This window comes from Luteimonas soli, from assembly GCF_042648865.1.
Lineage (GTDB): Bacteria > Pseudomonadota > Gammaproteobacteria > Xanthomonadales > Xanthomonadaceae > Luteimonas > Luteimonas soli.
The window spans coordinates 859,302-877,250 of the sequence record NZ_JBHRYA010000003.1 but is presented as its reverse complement, the minus strand read 5'-3'; the positions used below and the strand labels follow the sequence as shown (position 1 = coordinate 877,250).

Genomic DNA, 17,949 nt, shown 5'->3' with positions numbered 1-17,949 from the left:
TGGGCGCCCGGCGCGGTGCCGGCAGTGCCGGCGATGCTCTTGTGGGAGCGGCCGGTTGCCCGGGAGTACAGGGAAGGCGCACCGCATGAAATTTTTCGCTTCCTGCAACAAGGGCCTCGAATACCTGCTCGCGGACGAAATGCTCGCGCTCGGCTGCGCCCGCGCCACCGCGACGATGGCCGGCGTCAACGCCGAAGGCACGCTGGAAGACGCGCAGCGCGCGGTGCTGTGGTCGCGGCTGGCCAGCCGGGTGCTGTGGCCGCTGGCGGAGTTCCCCTGCGATGACGAGCACGCGCTGTACCGCGGCGTCGCCGTGTTGCCGTGGCGCGAGCACATGGACGAGACCATGACCCTGGCGGTCGACGCGCACGTGTCCGGCGATGCGATCACCCACGCGCGCTATGCCGCGCAGCGGGTCAAGGACGCGGTGGTCGACACCCTGCGCGAAGCGACCGGGGTGCGCCCGTCGGTGGACATCGACGCGCCCGACCTGCGCCTGAACCTGGTCGTGCGCAAGGGCAGGGCGATCGTCTCGGTCGACCTGGGTGGCGGCCCGATGCATCGCCGCGGCTGGCGGCGCGCGCAGGGCGAAGCGCCGCTGAAGGAGAACCTCGCCGCGGCCGTGCTGCTGCGCGGCGGCTGGAAGCAGGTGTATGCGGACGGCGGCGCGCTGCTCGACCCGATGTGCGGCAGCGGCACCCTGATGATCGAGGGCGCGCTGATGGCGGCCGACGTCGCCCCGGGCCTGATGCGCCACGGCGACGTGCTGCCTTCGCGCTGGCTCGGCTTCGACGAAAAAAGCTGGGCGCGGATGTACGCGCAGGCGCACGAACGCAAGCGAGCCGGGCGCGATGCGCTGCGCGACGTGTTCCATGGCAGCGACAGCGATCCGCACATGGTCCGCGCCGCGCGCGAGAACGCCACCGCCGCCGGCCTGCGCGACGCGATCGCCTTCGACGTATGCGGCATGGCGGTGCTCCCGGCCCAGCAGGCGCGGCGCGGGCTGGTCGTGTGCAATCCCCCTTACGACGCGCGGCTGGCGGCCGATCCGGCGCTGTACCGTACGCTCGGTGACGCGTTGAAGCGGGCCGTCCCCAACTGGCGTGCAAGCCTGCTGTGCGGCGACGTCGCGCTGGCGCACGCCACCGGCCTGCGCGTGGCGAAGAAGTACCAGTTGTTCAACGGCGCGCTCGAGTGCAGCCTGGTCGTCTGCGACCCGGTGCGCCCGGCCATGCGCGACGACGCGCAACCGCGCGCGCTGTCCGACGGTGCGCAGATGCTTGCCAACCGCCTGCGCAAGAACCTGCGCAACCTCAAGTCCTGGCGCGCGCGCGAAGGTGTCGAGTGCTTCCGCGCCTATGACGCAGACCTTCCCGAGTACGCCGCCGCGATCGACGTCTACCCGGAAACCGACGACCCCGACACCACCTGGCTGCACGTGCAGGAGTACGCGGCGCCTGCGCAGATCCCGGAGGCCGACGTGCGCCGCCGCTTCGGCGAAGTGCTGGCCGCCGCGCGCGAGGTGTTCGGCGTGCCGCGCGAGCGCGTCGCCACCAAGACCCGCGCGCGCGGCAAGGGCGGCAGCAAGTACGCGCAGGCGGGCGCCGGCTTCGGCCCGCGCGGGGAGAGCTTCGTCGTGCGCGAGGGCGAGGCGCGGCTGCGGGTGAACCTGTTCGACTACCTCGACACCGGCCTGTTCCTCGACCACCGCCCGCTGCGCCAGCGCATCTTCCGCGAGGCGCGCGGCCGCCGCTTCCTCAACCTGTTCTGCTACACGGGCGCTGCCACGGTGCAGGCCGCGGTCGGCGGCGCGGCGGCGACCACCAGCGTCGACCTGTCGGCGACCTACCTGCAGTGGCTGTCGGACAACCTGCGCGAGAACACCCTCGACGGGCGCGCGATCGGCGGCGAAGCGCATCGCCTGGTGCAGGCCGACGCGGTGGCCTGGCTGGAAGCCGACGTTGGCCGCTATGACCTGATCTTCTGCGACCCGCCAACGTTCTCCAACTCCGCCCGCGCCGACGACTTCGACGTGCAGCGCGAGCACGTACGCCTGCTGCGTGCGGCCGTGGCGCGGCTGGCGCAGGGCGGTGTCGTGTATTTCTCGAACAACTTCCGCCGTTTCCGGCTCGACGTCGACGCGGTCGCGGAGTTCGCCGACTGCGAGGACATCAGCGCGCAGACCATCCCGCAGGACTTCGCCCGCAACCCCCGCATCCACCAGGCCTGGCGCCTGCAGAAGCCGTAGGTCGGGGCTACGCCCCCGACGGCTCTTCGCCGGGACACCCCACGTCATTGCGACCTGGGGCATGGGGCGGTCAGGCATCGCGGGCGTTGGGGGCGTAGCCCCGACCTACCGCAGTTGCGTGGCTCCGTGGGAGAGGCCTTCCACGGCTCCGGCACCTTGCGTTCCAGCAATGGTGCTGGTCCGGGTGCATCATCGGCCCCATCACGGGTCCATCGCATCCCACCGGAGCCCCGCCATGCAGACCACTACCCACGCCCGCGTCATCCGCCAGGTCCGTGGCAGCGCCACCTCCGACGGTGCCGGGGTCAAGCTCACCCGCGTCATCGGCGGCCCAGCGCTGCCGGAGCTTGATCCGTTCCTGCTGCTCGACGAGTTCGGCACCGACCAGGCAGAGGACTACATCGCCGGTTTCCCGAGCCATCCGCACCGCGGCTTCGAGACCGTGACCTACATGCTCGACGGCCGCATGCGCCACAAGGACAACCACGGCAACGAGGGTTTGCTGGTGCCCGGCAGCGTGCAGTGGATGACGGCCGGCCGCGGCCTGGTGCACTCGGAGATGCCCGAGCAGGAGGCGGGCCGCATGCGCGGCTTCCAGCTGTGGGTGAACCTGCCGGCGAAGGACAAGATGACCGACCCGCGCTACCAGGAGTTCGACGCCGCGAAGATCCCGTCCGTGCAGCCGGTTGCCGGCGTCACGGTCAAGGCGATCGCGGGTGAAGTCGACGACGGACGCGGCGGCTCCGTGCGCGGGCCGATCGTACAGCCGGCCACCGATCCGCTCTACCTCGACATCGCGCTCGGCGCGGGCGCGCGCTGGAAGTACGCGCTGCCGGAAGGCCACAACGCGTTCGCCTACGTGTTCGAGGGCGGGGCCACGATCGGCGAAGGCGACGACGCGCGCACGCTGGCCACCCACGAGATGGGCGTGCTCGGCGGCGGCGACACGCTGGCGCTGCAGGCAGGCAAGGACGGCGCACGCCTGATCCTCGTCGCCGGTCGCCCGCTGCGCGAGCCGGTCGCGCGGCACGGGCCGTTCGTGATGAACACCCGCGAGGAGCTTATGCAGGCCTTCGTCGATTTCCAGGAAGGCCGGTTCTAGCCGCCACGGATGCAAGGAAAGAGGGGGAGCCATGGCTCCCCTCTGCTTTCCCGGATCAACGATCACCAATCACGAATCGCCGACCACGTCCGGCCGATGCTGGCCCAGCCAGCGATAGGCGATGCCGCCGAGCAGGCCACCGAGGAACGGCGCCACCCAGAACAGCCACAGCTGGCTGATCGCACCAGCCCCCGCGAACAGCGCCACGCCGGTCGAGCGCGCCGGGTTCACCGAGGTGTTGGTGACCGGGATGCTGATCAGGTGGATCAGGGTCAGCGCCAGGCCGATGGCGATGCCGGCGAAGCCCGCCGGCGCGCGGCCGTGGGTGGCGCCCATGATCACGATCAGGAAGAACGCGGTCATCACCACTTCGCACAGGAACGCCGCTGCCACCGAATATCCCTGCGGCGACAGCGCGCCGTAGCCGTTGCTGGCGAAGGCGCCGGCCGCGTTCGGGTCGATCGCGAACCCGGCCTGGCCGCTGGCGATCTGGAACAGGATCCAGCCGGCCGCGATCGCGCCGACCACCTGCGCCACGATGTAGGGCACCACGTCCTTGAGCGGGAAGCGGTCGCCGGCCCACAGGCCGAGGGTCACCGCCGGATTGAAGTGCGCGCCGGAGATATGGCCGAACGCGTAGACACCGGTCAGCACGGTCAGGCCGAAGGCCAGCGCCACGCCCATGTAGCCGATGCCGAACTGGTATCCGTCGGCCCCGACCACGTGCGCGGCCAGTACAGCCGCTCCGCAGCCCCCCAGAACAAGCCAGAACGTGCCGAGCAGCTCGGCAACGAGTCGTTTCGTCATCTTGGTATTCCCCCAGGAATGGCCCGCAGGAGGGCCGGAGGGAATGCTGGAACAAGTGTTCGCCGAAGATGTTCGCGCGGCGTTAAGGCGCTGCGGTGCGGAGCCTGCGACGGGCCGGTCGTGCCCGGGGAGTGCGCAGGCAGCCAAGTACCGCCCGGGAGGGCGGCCTGGGCGTAGCGGCGATCAGTTGCTGGTCAGCTGCGGCCCGCCGAAGCGCAGCGTCTGGGCCTGCTGCAGGGCGTCGGCCAGTTCGGCTTCTGAGTTGGCGCGCAGCGAGATATGGGCGACGCGGCCGTCGTCGAGCTCGATCAGCGTTTCGCGAACCTTGGCGTCTGGTGCCGAGGCGATCTCGCCGCGGTACCAGCGCGCTTCGTGGCCGTCGATCGTGGTCTCTTCGGCGCGATTCGAACGCTGGGGATCGAACGGCGAATCCTTGGAGATCATCACCGCGAACACTTCTTCGCCGCTGTCGCGCAGCGCCTTGCAGAAGACGAAATCATCGCCGGCCATGGCTTTCCACGACAGGCCGCTGTCGCCCGGCAACAGCGGGCATTCGCCGGCCGATTGCGCCTGGGCGGCGCCTGCGGCGAGCAGGCAGGCCAGTGGAAGTATCCGGAGCAGGTTCATTACGCACCCCCTTGCGCACCTGAACGACTGGTACCCGAACATAGTTGACGCTTGGCGAGGATGCAAACCGTGATGGATATCTCAGTTTTCTGCCTAGACATCTCCTGGACGGGCTGACGACAGCGAATACCCGGAAGTTGATGGTTGGGCGCCGGGTGTGGAGGCCCCTGGGGCAAATGTCCCCCGGCGCCGACCTGCGGCCGGCACCTCCTCCTTAGATTTTGCCCCAGGGCCTCCGCATCCGGCGTACCGCCTTCCCCGGTGCCTCCAAAGTACAAAAGCAGACAGCCTGGCTTTGGCAAACCTGCCGGTTGCGCCGGAACTTTCAGGTTGCGGCGTGGCGTGCGGCTCCGAAAGATCGCGGCCGACGCGACCTTCAGGGCAGGGTTTCGAGCTTGAGCTGCGCTTCGGGTTCGGCGCCGTCGGCCAGCGATACCAGGGTCAGGCGGCGACCGCCCAGGTCCCGGCTTCGATCGCCGCGGCCGGTGTGCAGGCTGAACGATTCGGGCGTGCCCGCGGCGTCCGCGCTCCATTCGAAAACCACTTCGGCGTCGCCAGCCCAGACGCACTGGCGGCCGGGCTTGCAGCGCGAATCGTTGGTGACGCGGACGTAGCGCAGCGTGCTGCGGTCTGCCAGCGCGACCTGTTCGCCGGCGGCCATCGCGAACGTTTCGCCGTCGGCGACCGAACGCATGCCGCCGCTGTCGGCGGCTGGCGTGGAGCAGGCGGCGAACAGCAGGGGCAGCAGGCCGGCGACGGCGGCGGCGTGGGGCAGGAGCGTGGGCATGCGGGCGTCCTTGTGCGGGGGAGCGCCCGATTCTAAGCAGGCGCGCGCCGTCCGCGGATGAACGCGGTGGATGTCAGCCGCGGCCTTCGTCGCGGCGCGAGGCAAGGCGGTCGGCCAGCCGCGTCGGCTCGGGCAGCCTGTACTTGCCAGTGAAACGCATCACCAGGTCCGCCGAGGAGGCCATCGAGACACGGTGGCCGGGCGAGACGACCAGTGGATTGCAGTTGACCTTGCTGCGCAGGACCCAGCCCAGCTGTGCGCCCTCGTGGCGCAGCGGAGTGTAGGCCCCACGCATCTGGTGCGGTTCGGAGCCGCTGCCGACGAGGGTCTTCTTCGCCACGCCGATGCTCGGCAGGCCGGTGGCGACGCCGAAGTGCGCGGCGATGCCGAGCCCGCGCGGATGCGCGATGCCGTGGCCGTCGACGAAGGCCAGGTCCGGCGCCTGCGGCAGCCGTTCGAGCGCCAGCAGCAGCGCCGGCAGTTCGCGGAACGAGAGCAGGCCGGGGATGTAGGGCATCCGGGTCGGGATGCGCGCAACTTCCGAGGCGAGCACCTGCCCGCTGTCGGCGTCGAGCAGCACCGCCGCCGCGCGCGTGGTCGCGCCGTCGTCCTCGAAACCGACGTCGAAGCCGGCGATGGTGCGCAGCGGTTGCCGGTAGTCGTCGCGCACGACGACCCGTGCGGCGAGTTCGACCTGCAGCGCGCGCGCCGCGGCGATGTCGCCGTCCCAGTCGGGGAACCCCGCGACCTCCGCCATCAATAGCGCTGCTGCGACAGCACCGGCGCGGCACCGGCGCGGATGCGCACTTCGAACAGGTTGCCGTAGTCGCTTTCGTCGATCGGCGCGACCTCGCAGCCGCACAGCGCCGACACGATCCCGGGGACGGTGTTGCTGTGGCCGACGACCAGCACCGTGCCGGTGGCGTGGGCGCGGCGCAGGCGCTCGGCGACGGCCTTGGGGGGCGCGTCGGCGTCGTAGGAGATGATGCTCAGGTCGTGGGTGGCGGCCGTGGGCTCGGCGGTATTGCGCGTCCTGCGGAAATCGGTGGCATAGACGGCCACCACGTCGCGCGATCGCAGTCGCGCGGCCAGTGCGTGGGCGCGGGCGCGGCCGGCATCGGTCAGCGACGGGTCGCGCGAACCGTCGCCTACCTTTTCCGCGTGGCGGACGACGACGTAGGTCACCGAAGGCGAGAAGGCGGGAATCACGGCGCAGGCCGACAGGGCCAGTGCGCAGGCGAGGATCAGGAATCGGAGCGGAGCGTGCATCGGCGGATTCTCGGTTCGGGCCGGGTCGCGGCTTGCGGGCGCAAGTCGCCGGGACTGGCTGCGGCGGACTTCCGGCCGTGGCGCGCCGCGTCCGGGGTGGCGCATCGAACGGCCGGCCAGCCGGTGGTTCGAAAGCGTATTGTCCTGCACGCCGGCCGCGATGTCAGCGCACCCGGCGACGCGTGCCGTTTCCGCGCGACCCGCCGCCCGGTCAGGATTCGATGCAGACGCGGTTGCGTCCTTCTTCCTTGGCGCGATACAGCGCGGCGTCGGCGGCGGCCATCAGGCCGGCGCGGCTGTCGTGCGCGGGCGACAGTTCGGCGATGCCGATGCTGATGGTGATCCGCCGCGGCTCGCCGCCTGGGGTGAAGGTCGCCGCCGCCACGGCCGCGCGCAGGCGCTCGGCGAAGCCGTATGCGGCGTTGGCGTCGCATTCGGGCAGCAGCACGGCAAACTCTTCGCCGCCGATGCGCGCGGCGATGTCGTCGTGGCGCACGTGCCGGTGGACCAGGTCGGCGATCTGGCGCAGGACCTCGTCGCCGGAGATGTGGCCGTAGCGGTCGTTGACCGGCTTGAACAGGTCGACGTCGACGATGCACATCGCCAGCGGCCGGCCGTGGCGCACGGCGCGCGCGACCTCGCGCTCCATCTGCTCGAGGAAATGGCGGCGGTTGCACAGGTCGGTCAGCGCGTCACGGGTGGCGAGCTGGTAGATCTCCTCGTGGTAGTTCGCCTCCACGCTGGTGTGGCTGATGAACTTGAGGATGCTTTCGCCGACGGTGACGTGGTCGCCGTCGGCCAGCGTTCCTTCGGTGATGGGCGCGTCGTTGAGGCGGGTTGTGTTGGTCGCGCCAAGGTCGCGGATGCGGTACTCGTCGCCGTCGCGCCAGACCTGGCAGTGCTCGCGCGAAACGCTCTTGTGGGCGATGCACAGGTCGGCTTCCTGCGAACGCCCGACCAGCACGCGCGCGGTGTCGACGTCCGCGCGGCCGCCCAGCCCTGCGCCGTGGATCACGACCACGCACGCCGAACGCGGCGCCGCGCGGTGCGGGCCGTCGCTGAGCAGCGTGCGCTGCGTGGTTTCGGACGGGCCGTTGCGGTTGTCCATGTCGTGGAGAGCGGAACGGGGCTGCAGTGTAGCGGCAATCCCGTGGCCGGACGCGGCGCTTCCGTTACCATGCAGGCGCTGCCGACAGGGGGGAGCACCATGTCCATGCCTACCGGGGACGACCCGGACCGCACCGAACTGCTTGCCACGCGCGGGCCTGCCGCGGGCGATGCCGGCGGCGAAGCGTTGGCGCCGGGCGCGCGCCTGGGGCGTTACCGCATCGAGGCGCTGCTCGGACGCGGCGGCATGGGCGACGTGTATCGCGCCGAGCAGCTGGAGCCGGTGCGCCGCACGGTGGCGCTCAAGCTGCTGCGCCGGCGCAGGCTGGATGCGCGGCACCTGGCCTACTTCGAGGTCGAGCGCCAGCTGCTCGCGCAGATGCGGCACCCGGCGATCGCCCAGGTGTTCGACGCCGACACTACCGCCGACGGGCATCCGTTCTTCGCGATGGAGTTCATCGCCGGCAGTCCACTGACGCAGTTCTGCGAAGAGCACGGCCTGTCTCTGCGGCAGCGCATCGAACTGATGATCCGGGTCTGCGAGGGCGTGCAGCACGCGCACCAGAAGGGCGTGGTGCACCGCGACCTCAAGCCCGGCAACCTGCTGGTGGACGAAGTCGACGGCCGCGCACTGCCGAAGATCATCGACTTCGGCATCGCCACCGCCTCGTCGATGGCCGAGGGCCGCGAGGTGGCCGGCACCCCCGACTACATGAGCCCGGAGCAGGCCGGTGGCGATCAGTCGCTGGTCGATACCCGCAGCGATGTCTACTCGCTGGGCGTGGTGCTGTACGAGATGCTGACCGGGCAGCGGCCCGAAGCCGCGGGCGAAACCCGCGTCGCCAGCACGCAGACGCTGCGCCTGCCTTCGGAGAAGCTGGCCACGCTGCCGCCCGGCGATGCAGGCCGCATCGCCCACCGGCAGGGCCTGCGCCTGGCCGACATGCGGCGGACGCTGCGCAACGAACTCGACTGGGTCGTGGCCAGGGCGATGCGCCACGACCGCGGCGAACGCTACGCCTCCGCCGGCGCACTGGCAGACGACCTGCAGCGCTACCTGGACGGCAGGCCGCTGGCGGCGGTGCCGGCATCGCGCCGCTACGTCTGGGGCAAGTTCATGCGCCGCCATCGCGTGGGACTGGCGGCCGCGTCGGTGGCGCTGGTAGCCCTGCTTGGCGGCCTGGCGATGTCGCTGTACGGGCTGCAGCAGGCCCGCGCGCAGCGGATGATCGCCGAACAGCGCAGTGCGGAACTGGAAAAGGTCGCCGCATTCCAGCAGTCGATGCTCGAGGGCATCGACATCGAGGCGATGGGCATCGGCATGGCCGACGGCCTGCGCGGGCAGGCGGCGAAGGCGACGCCCGAAGCAAGGGATGCGGTCGAGGAAGCGCTCGCCCACGCCAGCACCGCCGACATCGCCCGCGACCTGATCGACCACAACATCCTGGCCGGCGCCGAGACGGCGATCGCGAGCGACTTCGCGGCCGAGCCGGGGCTGGCCGCCGACCTGCGCGAGTCGGTGGCGAAGGTGCGCGAGGCGCTCGGGCTTCCCGAGGCGGCGGCCACCGGATACCGCCAGGTGGCCGACTACCGCGAACGGGCGCTGGGCGCCAGCGCCGTGCCGACGCTGCGGGCGCGCGCGGAACAGGCGTCGGCGATGCTGGCGGCGGCGCAGCCGAAACCCGCGCACGCGCTGCTGGAGCAGACCCTGTCGGACGCCTCCGCGCTGCCGCCGGACGATCCGCTGCGGATCCGCCTGGAAATGGACCAGGCGTCCGCGACCAGCGCGCTCGGCGACCGCAAGACCGCGCGCAAGGCGCTGGAGTCGCTGTACGACCGCAGCCGCAAGGCGCGCGGCGAGCGTGATCCGACGACCATGGACGTGGAGAACACCCTGGCCATCCTGCTCGGCCGCATGGGCGAGGCGGAACTCGGCCGCGAGCACATGGAAAAGCTGGTTCCGATGCGCCGCGAGGTGCTCGGTCCCGACCACGAGGACACGCTCAGCGCCCTGCACAACCTGGCGGTGATGCGGATCATGACCGGCGACAGCGAGGGCGCGCTGTCGCTGCAGCGGGAACTGGTGGCAACCCAGACGCGCCGCCTGGGTGCGGAACATCCGCAGACCCTGTCCGAACGCGGCAACCTGGCGAGCATGCTGATCGACAGCGGCAAGCCGGAGCAGGCGCTGCCGGTCGCGCTGTCGGTGGTGGAGGCGACCACGCGCGTGCTCGGCGCCGATGCCCCGCAGACGCTGCGCGCCAAACTCAACCTGTCCTCGCTGTACGCGCGCCTGGGGCGGTTCGACGACACGCTGGCAATGCAGCTGGAAGTGATCGAGGCGCGCACGCGCCTGCTCGGGCCGCGCCACCCGGACACGATCTACATCCTGGTCAACCGCATCGCCACGCTGTCGCAGGCCGAGCGACCGAAGGAGGCGCTGGCGATGCTGGAGACGGTGCTGCCGATGGCCAGGGAAGTGCTCGGTGACCGCCATCCGCAGACCCAGGCGGCGATGCAGTTCCTCGCGGAGGATTCCGATGCCGTCGGCGACACGCCGCGGGCAATCGCCGCCTACCGCGAACTGCTGGCCGCGCGCGAAGCGTCGCTCGGCGCGGACGACGAGCGGACGGTCGATACGGCCTGGCAGCTCGAAGGCCTGCTGCTCGCGACGGGTGAGCGCGAGGAAGCCGCCAGCGTGCGCGCGCGCTACGTCACGCCGCTGCTGGAGACCCCGGACGCGCGGCTCGATGAGGACCAGAGGAAATTCGTGGCCAACGTCCGTGAAACAGAGGCCGCCGAGGCGCTGCAGGCACGGCAGGCCGGCAGCGGCCACTGAGCGCGGCTACTCGGCCGGCTTGGCGGCCTCCACCGGCGCGTTGGTCGCTGCGCGCCGCGCCAGCTGCACCTCGCGGTGGGCGATGTAGGCGTTGGCGATGAAGATGATCGCCGCGCCCAGGATCGTCCAGCGGCTGGGATCCTCACCGAACAGCAGCCACGCCGCGAACGCCACCAGCGGCAACTGCATGAAGCTGATCGGAGTCAGCGCCGACACGTCGCCGAGCTTGAGCGCGCGCGTCCACAGCAGCTGGCCGCCGGTGCCGAACGCGCCGATCGCCACCACCCACAACCACACGATGCCCTGCGGCCATTCCCAGGCGAACAGCGCCGGCACCAGCGAGATCGGCACCCAGAACACGTAGGTGTAGAACACGATCGTGTCGGCCGGGTCGACGCGCGAGAGTTGCTTGATCTGGATCGCGACGATCGCGCTGAGCACCGCCGCCGACAGCGCCACCAGCGTGCCGAGGCTGAAGGACGTGCTGCCCGGCTGCACGATCACCAGCACGCCGATGAATCCGATGATCACCGCGCTCCATCGGCGCATGCGCACCTTTTCCTGGAGGAAGATCACTGCGGCGATGGTGACGAACAGTGGCGCCGAGTACGACAGCGAGATCGCCTGCGCCATCGGCAGGTGGCCGATCGCCCAGAAGCCGCACAGCATCGAACCCACGCCGATCGCGCTGCGCACCAGGTAACGCGGCAACTGCCGCGTACGCAGCACCGCCGGCCCGCTGCGCCACAGGAACGGCAGCAGCGCGAGCAGGCCGAAGAAGTTGCGGAAGAAGGCGATCTGGTAGGTCGACAGCGTCTCGGAGGCGAGGCGGATCATCACCGCCATCGCGCCGAAGAACATGGTGCTGCCGATCATCAGCAGGGCGGCGCGTGCGTGGGGGGTGGAGGGCATGGGGGAATGTCGAATGGAGGAAGGTGGGTGCGGCTTCAGCCGCGAGCTCCAACTCCCTCTCCTGCGAAGGCAGGGGGGGAGGAGGGCCGCTTGCGAGCCATTGGCTCGCGGCCTGACGAGCGACATCGAGCTGTGCTCGATGGCCGGACGGGTCGGGGAGGGGGGCCTTTGGGCAGCACGGTGAACCGTGAGCACCCCCTCCCAGCCTCCCCCTGCCGTCGTAGGGGGAGGAGCAAAAGCTCACGGCCGAAGCCGCTCCTGCAGGGGTTCTGTACGGGTGGATTCACCAGTCCGCGCCGATGATGCGCGGTTCGGGCTCGAGCGTCACGCCGAAGCGCTCGTGCACCGATGCCGTGATGCGCCGCGCCAGCGCCAGCAGCTGTGAGCCGGTCGCCGCGCCGTGGTTGACCAGCACCAGTGCGTGGTCGGGCGACACGCCGGCGTCTCCGTCGCGGTGGCCCTTCCAGCCGCAGGCGTCGATCAGCCAGGCGGCGGACAGCTTGCGCGTAGCGTCGCCGTCGGCTTCGCCATGCGTCGCGGCGTCGGCCGGGAGCGCGGCGACCGGGAACACCGGCAACCGCGGATTCGCAGCGCCCAGCGTTTCCGCCTGGGAGGCCGGCACGATCGGGTTCTTGAAGAAGCTGCCGGCGTTTCCGAGCACGGCCGGGTCGGGCAGCTTGCGGCGGCGGATGCGGATCACCGCCCCGGCGACCTGGGCGGCGGTTGGCGTGGCGACGTCCATCGCCGCCAGTTCGTCGCGCAGGCCGGCGTAGTCGAGCATCGGCGCAGGCCGGCGCGAAAGCGCGAACTCGACCGCGGTGACGATCCAGCGCCGCGGATCACACTTGAACGCGCTGTCGCGGTAGGCGAAACCGCACTCTTCCGGGGCGAGCCGGCGGACCTTGCCGGTGGCGCGCTCGAACACTTCGACCGCATGCACGCGCTCGCGCACTTCCACGCCGTAGGCACCGATGTTCTGGATCGGCGCCGCGCCGACGGTGCCGGGGATCAGGGCCAGGTTCTCCAGCCCGCACAGCCCCAGCGACAGGGTGTGCATGACGAAGCCGTGCCACGGCACGCCGGCGCTGGCGCGCACCAGCACGATGTCGTCGCCGCCGTCGCCCGTCTCCACGTTCTGCGCCGTCAGCGCCAGCACCGGCCCGGGCGCGTCGCCGGCGAACAGCAGGTTGCTGCCGCCGCCCAGTACCAGCAGCGCGGGGTCCGCCGCGTCGACGATGCCGTCGGCGAACAGCCGTGGCAGCGCGGCCGCATCGTCCACCTCGACCAGCACTGGCGCGCGCGCGGGGACGCCGAAGGTATTGCGCGTGGTCAGGTCGACGTCGCGCGCCAGCCGGTAGCCGTCGGTCATCGCCTGGCTCACCGGTTGGGCAGGTTGCCGCGGCTGGGGGCTTCCTTGCGCCGGCGGATCGCCTCGACGCATTCGCCGACCAGCGCCGGGCCGCGGTAGATCAGCCCGGTGTAGCACTGCACCAGCGATGCGCCGGCGGCCATCTTCTTGGCAGCGTCCGCGCCGGACAGGATGCCGCCCACGCCCACCAGCGGGATCGAGTCGGGCAGCCGCGTGCGCAGCATCCGCAGCACCGCGGTGGACTTGTTCATCAGCGGCTCGCCGGACAGGCCGCCGGTTTCGCGTGCGAGGGGATCTTCCTGCACGGCAATTCGCGAGACGGTGGTGTTGGTGGCGATCACGCCGTCCACGCGCATGTCGCCGAGCACGCGCGCGGCGGCGTCGATGTCGTCGTCCGACAGGTCCGGCGCCACCTTGACCAGCATCGGCACGTACTTGCCGTGCTTGGATGCCAGGCGCTCCTGCTCGTCGCGCAGGGTGCCGATCAGCCGGCGCAGCGCCTGTTCTTCCTGCAGCTCGCGCAGGCCGGCGGTGTTGGGCGAGGAAATGTTGACGGTGACGTAGTCGGCCGCGGGGTAGACGTGTTCGAGGCAGAACAGGTAGTCGGACGCGGCCAGCTCGTTGGGCGTGTCCTTGTTCTTGCCGATGTTGATGCCCAGCAGCCCGTCGCGGCGGCGCGCGCGGCCGACGTTGCGCAACAGCGCGTGGATGCCGTCGTTGTTGAAGCCCAGGCGGTTGATGATGGCCTGGTGGCGCGGCAGCCGGAACATGCGCGGCTTCGAGTTCCCTGCCTGCGGTTCGGGCGTGACCGTGCCGACCTCGACGAAGCCGAAGCCCAGCGCCAGCAGCGCGTCGATGTGGGCGCCGTTCTTGTCGAGTCCCGCGGCCAGGCCGACCGGGTTGCGGAAGGTCATGCCGAACGCGCGCGTGGGCAGCGGCTTCGGCCGCCGCGCCAGCAGCGGCGAGGTGCCGGTCCGGTATGCGGCCTCCAGCGACGCCAGCCCGATTCCGTGCGCGCGTTCTGCGTCGAGTCCGAACAGGAAGGGGCGGGCGAGTCCGTACATGTCAGGTTGTCAGCGGTCCATCCGCAAGAGTACCCACGAACACGCGGCCGTCATAGCGGAACGGCCGCGTGCCGTCGAATCATGCCCGCGGCGCCATCGTGGAAAGCCGGGCCGGCGGCGGACCTTCGTCCGGCCCGGCTGCCGGGCCGCCCGCGGGCGCGGCGGGTCCCGGCATGGCGGCTGGTCCGGTTACAGGTCGAACTTGATGCCCTGGGCCAGCGGCAGCGCGTCCGAGTAGTTGATGGTGTTGGTCTGGCGGCGCATGTAGGCGCGCCACGCATCCGAACCCGACTCGCGGCCGCCGCCGGTTTCCTTCTCGCCGCCGAACGCGCCGCCGATCTCGGCGCCGGAGGTGCCGATGTTGACGTTGGCGATGCCGCAGTCCGAACCGGTCGCCGACAGGAACGCCTCGGCCGCCTTGAGGTTGGTGGTGAAGATCGCCGACGACAGGCCCTGCGGCACGTCGTTCTGCATCGCGATGGCGTCCTCGAGCTTCGAGTACTTCATCACGTACAGGATCGGCGCGAAGGTCTCGGTCTGCACCACCTCGGACTTGTTGTCCAGGCCGGTGATGATCGTCGGCAGCACGAAGTTGCCCTTGCGGTCGGACAGCGCCTTGCCGCCGCTGGCGACGGTGCCACCCGCGGCCTTGGCCTTCTCGATCGCATCCAGGTAGGCATCGACCGCGTTGCTGCTGTTGAGCGGACCCATCAAGTTGGCCGGGTCGGTCGGGTCGCCGATCTTCTTCTCGACCTGACCGTAGGCGGTGACCAGCTTGGCCAGCACGTCATCGAAGATCGACTCATGGATGAACACGCGGCGCGTGCTGGTGCAGCGCTGGCCGGCGGTTCCGACCGCGCCGAACACGATCGCCGGGATCGCCAGCTTCAGGTCGGCGGTTTCGTCGACGATCATCGCGTTGTTGCCGCCCAGTTCCAGCAGCGAGCGGCCCATGCGCCGGGCGACGCGCTCGCCGACGTGGCGGCCGACCTTGGTCGAGCCGGTGAAGCTGACCAGGCCGATGCGCCTGTCGTCGACGAACGCCTGCGCCAGGTCGGTGCCGGCGTCGTTGAACAGGAAGAAGATGTCGGGGAAGCCGCCCTTCTTCAGCGCCTCGTTGCAGATCTTCATCGAGGCGATCGCCGACAGCGGGGTCTTGGGCGAGGGCTTCCAGATGCAGATGTCGCCGCAGGCGGCGGCCACGAACGCGTTCCAGGCCCAGACCGCAACCGGGAAGTTGAACGCCGAGATGATCCCGACCAGGCCGATCGGGTGCCACTGCTCGTACATGCGGTGGCCGGGGCGCTCGGAGTGCATGGTCAGGCCGTAGAGCTGGCGCGACAGGCCGACGGCGAACTCGCCGATGTCGATCATCTCCTGCACTTCGCCGTCGCCCTCGGGCTTGGACTTGCCCATCTCCAGCGCGACCAGCGAACCGAGCGCGTCCTTGTGCTCGCGCAGCGCGTCGGCGCACAGGCGCACGGCTTCGCCGCGGCGCGGCGCCGGGGTGGTGCGCCAGACCTTGAACGCGGCCTGCGCGCGCTCGACGATGGTGTCGTAGTCGGCCTGCGACGAGGCCTGCACCCTGGCGATCACTTCGCCGTCGGCGGGATTGACCGGCTCCAGCACGCCGGCGTCGCGGGTCTTCGACCATTCGCCGTTGCCGAGGTAGGTGCCCGATTCGTTGTCGGACAGGCCGAGGGCGGTGAGGACGGGGTGGGTCATGGAAACTCCTGCAATTGTGCGTCGCGGTGCTTCGTCCTTGTCCGTCGTCCCCGTGGCGGTTGTGCCTGACTGTCGCGGCGGGCGAAGTCGCAATGGGTTCCCCGCGTGCGCGGGAATGACGGAATCGGGGCCGGGGCGTGCGGCGACTGTGGGTGAAATGGCGCCCCCGGCGCGATTCGAACGCACGACCTTCCCCTTAGGAGGGGGACGCTCTATCCAGCTGAGCTACGGGGGCATCTAGCCGCTCATTTTCGCACGAACCGGCGACCGGCTGGAAACGCCGCGCATGGCCGCAGGTCGGGGCTACGCCCCCGACGGCTCTTGATCTTCGCACTCCGGCCAAATCCCCATCGCCGGAAAGCCGTCGGGCGCGTCGCCCCGACCTACGGCAGGTGCCAGGGGGCCTTGAGGCGCTCGTATTCGGCCTGCGGCAGTAGCACGAACACCGGCCTGGCCTCCGGCCGCAGCCAGCCGTACAGCCGCGCCATCGTGGCGTCGGCCATGGCCGTGCAGCCGGCGGTGGGTGCGCCGGGTGCTTTCCAGAGGTGGGCGAAGATGCAGCTGCCCGCACCCTTGCGCGCCTCGGGGTTGTGCTCGATCACGAAACCGCTGCGGTAGCGCTGGTCGCCGTCGTTGTGCAGGTCCAGGCGCATTGGTTCGCTGGAACCGCGCACCGCGGCATCGCCCACGTCACGCGCATCGACGATGCGGTTGTACAGCGGCGAGTCGACGACATCCATGCACCAGCTGCTGGCCTGCATCTGTGCATAGGGCAGGGCGGTTTGCGCGTGCTCCGCGTAGCCGAAGGCTTCGCCGATCGCGAACACGCCCGCCGGCGCGCGGCCGTCGCCCTCGCGCTTGACCGGGCCGCCGGCCTGTCCGGGATGCAGGCCGATGCCCCAGCCCGAACCGCCGCGGCCGATGCTCACCGGCGCCGGGTCGCCCCGTTCGTGCCACGCGCCGCCATCGTCGCGGGCGAAGGTGCGCAGGGTGCCGGTGGTCGCATCCCAGTCGGCGGTGGTGACCAGCACCAGCTGGCGCGCGTCATGCCAGGCGGTGTCGTCGGCGCGCGGGCCGATGCTCGTGCAGCTGGCAAGCGCGAAAACGGCGGCTGCGAGAAGGATCCGAAGCATCATGTTCAAGGTCATCCGGTCATTTGCAGGAGCGCACCTGGGCGCGACCGGCATCGACCGGGAACGCCAGTCGCGCCCGAGTGCGCTCCTACGGCGGTCAGGTATCAAGCATCGGGTGCATCAGCTCGAGGTTGATCGACAGCTGCTGCAGGCGGCCTTCGTCCTCGCACAGCAGCTGGAAGATCAGGTCCAGCAACTGCTGCAGCGCCGCCTGGTAGAGCAGCGGTTCGATGTGCGCCCGTTCGTCGTGCGCGGAAACCAGCAGCGACAGGTCGGCGTGCGCGCGCAGCGGGTTGGCGGTGTGCCGCGTTACCGTCACCACTTTTCCGTGGCGCTCGTGGAACAGGCGCGCGACCTGGCACAGCGAGGACTGCCGGCCGTGCTCAGAGAACACCAGCAGCACGTCGTCACCGGCCGTGGTGGACACCGCCGCCGGCATCAGCACCGGGTCGAAGTGGTGGACCGCCAGGATGCCCAGCAGCGACAGCTTCATCGCGAAGGCGCGCGCCTGGATGCCGTCCATGCCGAGCCCGATCACGAATACCTTCTGCGCGCCGCGGATCGCGTCGGCGATGGCGTCGATCTTCTCCGGCGGATTGATCAGCCGGGTTTCCTCCTCGGCCTCGGCCTTGGCGCGCCACAGGCTCTCGGCCAGCGCCGCGTGCGGATGCGGGCTTTCGCTGGCGGCTGGCGCGCCGTTGTCGTCGTTGCCGTCGCCGCGCGCCAGCGATTCGCCGACCGAGTACTTCAGGTCCGGGTAGCCCTTGAAGCCCAGCTTCTGGCTGAACTTGACCACGCTCGACTGGCTGATGCCCAGCGCGCTGGCCAACTGCTGCGAGGAGTAGTCGCGCAGCAGGTGTGCGTTGTCGAGCAGGAAGTCGGCGATGCGGCGCTCGATCGCCGACATGTGGTCGCGCTCGGAGCGGATCTTGAGCAGCGGAGACATCCGTCGTGCCCCGG

Annotated in this window: 15 protein-coding genes and 1 tRNA gene; 3 read left to right on the top strand and 13 right to left on the bottom strand. The window is 70.5% G+C overall.

Going from position 1 to position 17,949, the window contains the following annotated elements; genetic code table 11:
* Positions 1-85: 85 nt before the first annotated feature.
* Both rlmKL and ACFONC_RS07215 read left to right on the top strand, forming a co-directional pair.
* Positions 86-2,248, top strand: coding sequence for a bifunctional 23S rRNA (guanine(2069)-N(7))-methyltransferase RlmK/23S rRNA (guanine(2445)-N(2))-methyltransferase RlmL (gene rlmKL, locus ACFONC_RS07220; RefSeq protein WP_386743027.1), 2,163 nt, complete (start codon positions 86-88; stop codon positions 2,246-2,248).
* Positions 2,249-2,483: 235 nt separating this feature from the next.
* Complete coding sequence (locus ACFONC_RS07215) at positions 2,484-3,350, top strand: pirin family protein (protein WP_386743026.1); 867 nt, start codon at positions 2,484-2,486, stop codon at positions 3,348-3,350.
* Positions 3,351-3,419: 69 nt separating this feature from the next.
* On the opposite strand, the gene aqpZ is transcribed toward ACFONC_RS07215, so the two are convergent.
* The 6 genes from aqpZ to ACFONC_RS07185 all read right to left on the bottom strand — a co-directional run bounded on the left by aqpZ (position 3,420) and on the right by ACFONC_RS07185 (position 7,948).
* The gene (gene aqpZ, locus ACFONC_RS07210) at positions 3,420-4,157 is read right to left on the bottom strand and encodes an aquaporin Z (RefSeq protein ID WP_386743025.1); all 738 of its coding nucleotides are present in this window, start codon (positions 4,155-4,157) and stop codon (positions 3,420-3,422) included.
* Between the two features lie 183 nt (positions 4,158-4,340).
* Positions 4,341-4,784: a hypothetical protein gene (locus tag ACFONC_RS07205; protein ID WP_386743024.1), complete on the bottom strand. Its 444-nt coding sequence runs from the start codon at positions 4,782-4,784 to the stop codon at positions 4,341-4,343.
* Positions 4,785-5,160: 376 nt separating this feature from the next.
* Positions 5,161-5,571, bottom strand: a complete 411-nt coding sequence (locus ACFONC_RS07200) for a hypothetical protein (RefSeq protein ID WP_386743023.1) — start codon at positions 5,569-5,571, stop codon at positions 5,161-5,163.
* 73 nt (positions 5,572-5,644) lie between these two features.
* Positions 5,645-6,328, bottom strand: coding sequence for a deoxyribonuclease V (gene nfi, locus ACFONC_RS07195; RefSeq protein WP_386743022.1), 684 nt, complete (start codon positions 6,326-6,328; stop codon positions 5,645-5,647).
* Positions 6,328-6,840, bottom strand: a complete 513-nt coding sequence (locus tag ACFONC_RS07190) for a histidine phosphatase family protein (RefSeq protein ID WP_386743021.1) — start codon at positions 6,838-6,840, stop codon at positions 6,328-6,330. Before ACFONC_RS07190 ends, nfi begins: the two co-directional genes overlap by 1 nt.
* A gap of 211 nt (positions 6,841-7,051) precedes the next feature.
* The gene (locus ACFONC_RS07185) at positions 7,052-7,948 is read right to left on the bottom strand and encodes a diguanylate cyclase (RefSeq protein WP_386743020.1); all 897 of its coding nucleotides are present in this window, start codon (positions 7,946-7,948) and stop codon (positions 7,052-7,054) included.
* Positions 7,949-8,047: 99 nt separating this feature from the next.
* On the opposite strand from ACFONC_RS07185, the gene ACFONC_RS07180 reads away from it, so the two are divergent.
* A complete protein-coding gene (locus tag ACFONC_RS07180; protein ID WP_386743019.1) occupies positions 8,048-10,786 on the top strand; it encodes a serine/threonine-protein kinase in 2,739 nt (912 codons plus the stop codon).
* Between the two features lie 6 nt (positions 10,787-10,792).
* On the opposite strand, the gene ACFONC_RS07175 is transcribed toward ACFONC_RS07180, so the two are convergent.
* The 7 genes from ACFONC_RS07175 to ACFONC_RS07145 all read right to left on the bottom strand — a co-directional run bounded on the left by ACFONC_RS07175 (position 10,793) and on the right by ACFONC_RS07145 (position 17,935).
* Positions 10,793-11,698: a DMT family transporter gene (locus tag ACFONC_RS07175; RefSeq protein ID WP_386743018.1), complete on the bottom strand. Its 906-nt coding sequence runs from the start codon at positions 11,696-11,698 to the stop codon at positions 10,793-10,795.
* Between the two features lie 283 nt (positions 11,699-11,981).
* Positions 11,982-13,067 carry a UDP-N-acetylmuramate dehydrogenase gene (murB, locus tag ACFONC_RS07170; RefSeq protein WP_386743017.1) on the bottom strand — a complete coding sequence of 362 codons (1,086 nt, stop codon included), beginning with the start codon at positions 13,065-13,067 and terminating at the stop codon, positions 11,982-11,984.
* 8 nt (positions 13,068-13,075) lie between these two features.
* Positions 13,076-14,131 (bottom strand): quinone-dependent dihydroorotate dehydrogenase, encoded by a 1,056-nt coding sequence (locus tag ACFONC_RS07165; protein WP_386743016.1) that lies wholly within the window; start codon positions 14,129-14,131, stop codon positions 13,076-13,078.
* Between the two features lie 189 nt (positions 14,132-14,320).
* Positions 14,321-15,856 carry an L-piperidine-6-carboxylate dehydrogenase gene (gene amaB, locus ACFONC_RS07160; protein ID WP_386743015.1) on the bottom strand — a complete coding sequence of 512 codons (1,536 nt, stop codon included), beginning with the start codon at positions 15,854-15,856 and terminating at the stop codon, positions 14,321-14,323.
* 158 nt (positions 15,857-16,014) lie between these two features.
* A tRNA-Arg gene (locus ACFONC_RS07155) sits at positions 16,015-16,091 on the bottom strand.
* 148 nt (positions 16,092-16,239) lie between these two features.
* On the bottom strand, positions 16,240-16,992 hold the full coding sequence (locus ACFONC_RS07150) for a L,D-transpeptidase family protein (protein ID WP_386743014.1): 753 nt from the start codon (positions 16,990-16,992) through the stop codon (positions 16,240-16,242).
* A gap of 94 nt (positions 16,993-17,086) precedes the next feature.
* Positions 17,087-17,935 (bottom strand): MurR/RpiR family transcriptional regulator, encoded by an 849-nt coding sequence (locus ACFONC_RS07145; protein WP_386743013.1) that lies wholly within the window; start codon positions 17,933-17,935, stop codon positions 17,087-17,089.
* Positions 17,936-17,949: the final 14 nt, after the last annotated feature.

What these genes read in the sequence shown, in the direction of transcription:
- rlmKL (WP_386743027.1), top strand. Translation starts at nt 86, where the DNA reads ATGAAATTTTTCGCTTCCTGCAACAAGGGCCTCGAATACCTGCTCGCG.
- ACFONC_RS07215 (WP_386743026.1), top strand. Translation starts at nt 2,484, where the DNA reads ATGCAGACCACTACCCACGCCCGCGTCATCCGCCAGGTCCGTGGCAGC.
- aqpZ (WP_386743025.1), bottom strand. Translation starts at nt 4,157, where the DNA reads ATGACGAAACGACTCGTTGCCGAGCTGCTCGGCACGTTCTGGCTTGTT.
- ACFONC_RS07205 (WP_386743024.1), bottom strand. Translation starts at nt 4,784, where the DNA reads ATGAACCTGCTCCGGATACTTCCACTGGCCTGCCTGCTCGCCGCAGGC.
- ACFONC_RS07200 (WP_386743023.1), bottom strand. Translation starts at nt 5,571, where the DNA reads ATGCCCACGCTCCTGCCCCACGCCGCCGCCGTCGCCGGCCTGCTGCCC.
- nfi (WP_386743022.1), bottom strand. Translation starts at nt 6,328, where the DNA reads ATGGCGGAGGTCGCGGGGTTCCCCGACTGGGACGGCGACATCGCCGCG.
- ACFONC_RS07190 (WP_386743021.1), bottom strand. Translation starts at nt 6,840, where the DNA reads ATGCACGCTCCGCTCCGATTCCTGATCCTCGCCTGCGCACTGGCCCTG.
- ACFONC_RS07185 (WP_386743020.1), bottom strand. Translation starts at nt 7,948, where the DNA reads ATGGACAACCGCAACGGCCCGTCCGAAACCACGCAGCGCACGCTGCTC.
- ACFONC_RS07180 (WP_386743019.1), top strand. Translation starts at nt 8,048, where the DNA reads ATGTCCATGCCTACCGGGGACGACCCGGACCGCACCGAACTGCTTGCC.
- ACFONC_RS07175 (WP_386743018.1), bottom strand. Translation starts at nt 11,698, where the DNA reads ATGCCCTCCACCCCCCACGCACGCGCCGCCCTGCTGATGATCGGCAGC.
- murB (WP_386743017.1), bottom strand. Translation starts at nt 13,067, where the DNA reads ATGACCGACGGCTACCGGCTGGCGCGCGACGTCGACCTGACCACGCGC.
- ACFONC_RS07165 (WP_386743016.1), bottom strand. Translation starts at nt 14,131, where the DNA reads ATGTACGGACTCGCCCGCCCCTTCCTGTTCGGACTCGACGCAGAACGC.
- amaB (WP_386743015.1), bottom strand. Translation starts at nt 15,856, where the DNA reads ATGACCCACCCCGTCCTCACCGCCCTCGGCCTGTCCGACAACGAATCG.
- ACFONC_RS07150 (WP_386743014.1), bottom strand. Translation starts at nt 16,992, where the DNA reads ATGATGCTTCGGATCCTTCTCGCAGCCGCCGTTTTCGCGCTTGCCAGC.
- ACFONC_RS07145 (WP_386743013.1), bottom strand. Translation starts at nt 17,935, where the DNA reads ATGTCTCCGCTGCTCAAGATCCGCTCCGAGCGCGACCACATGTCGGCG.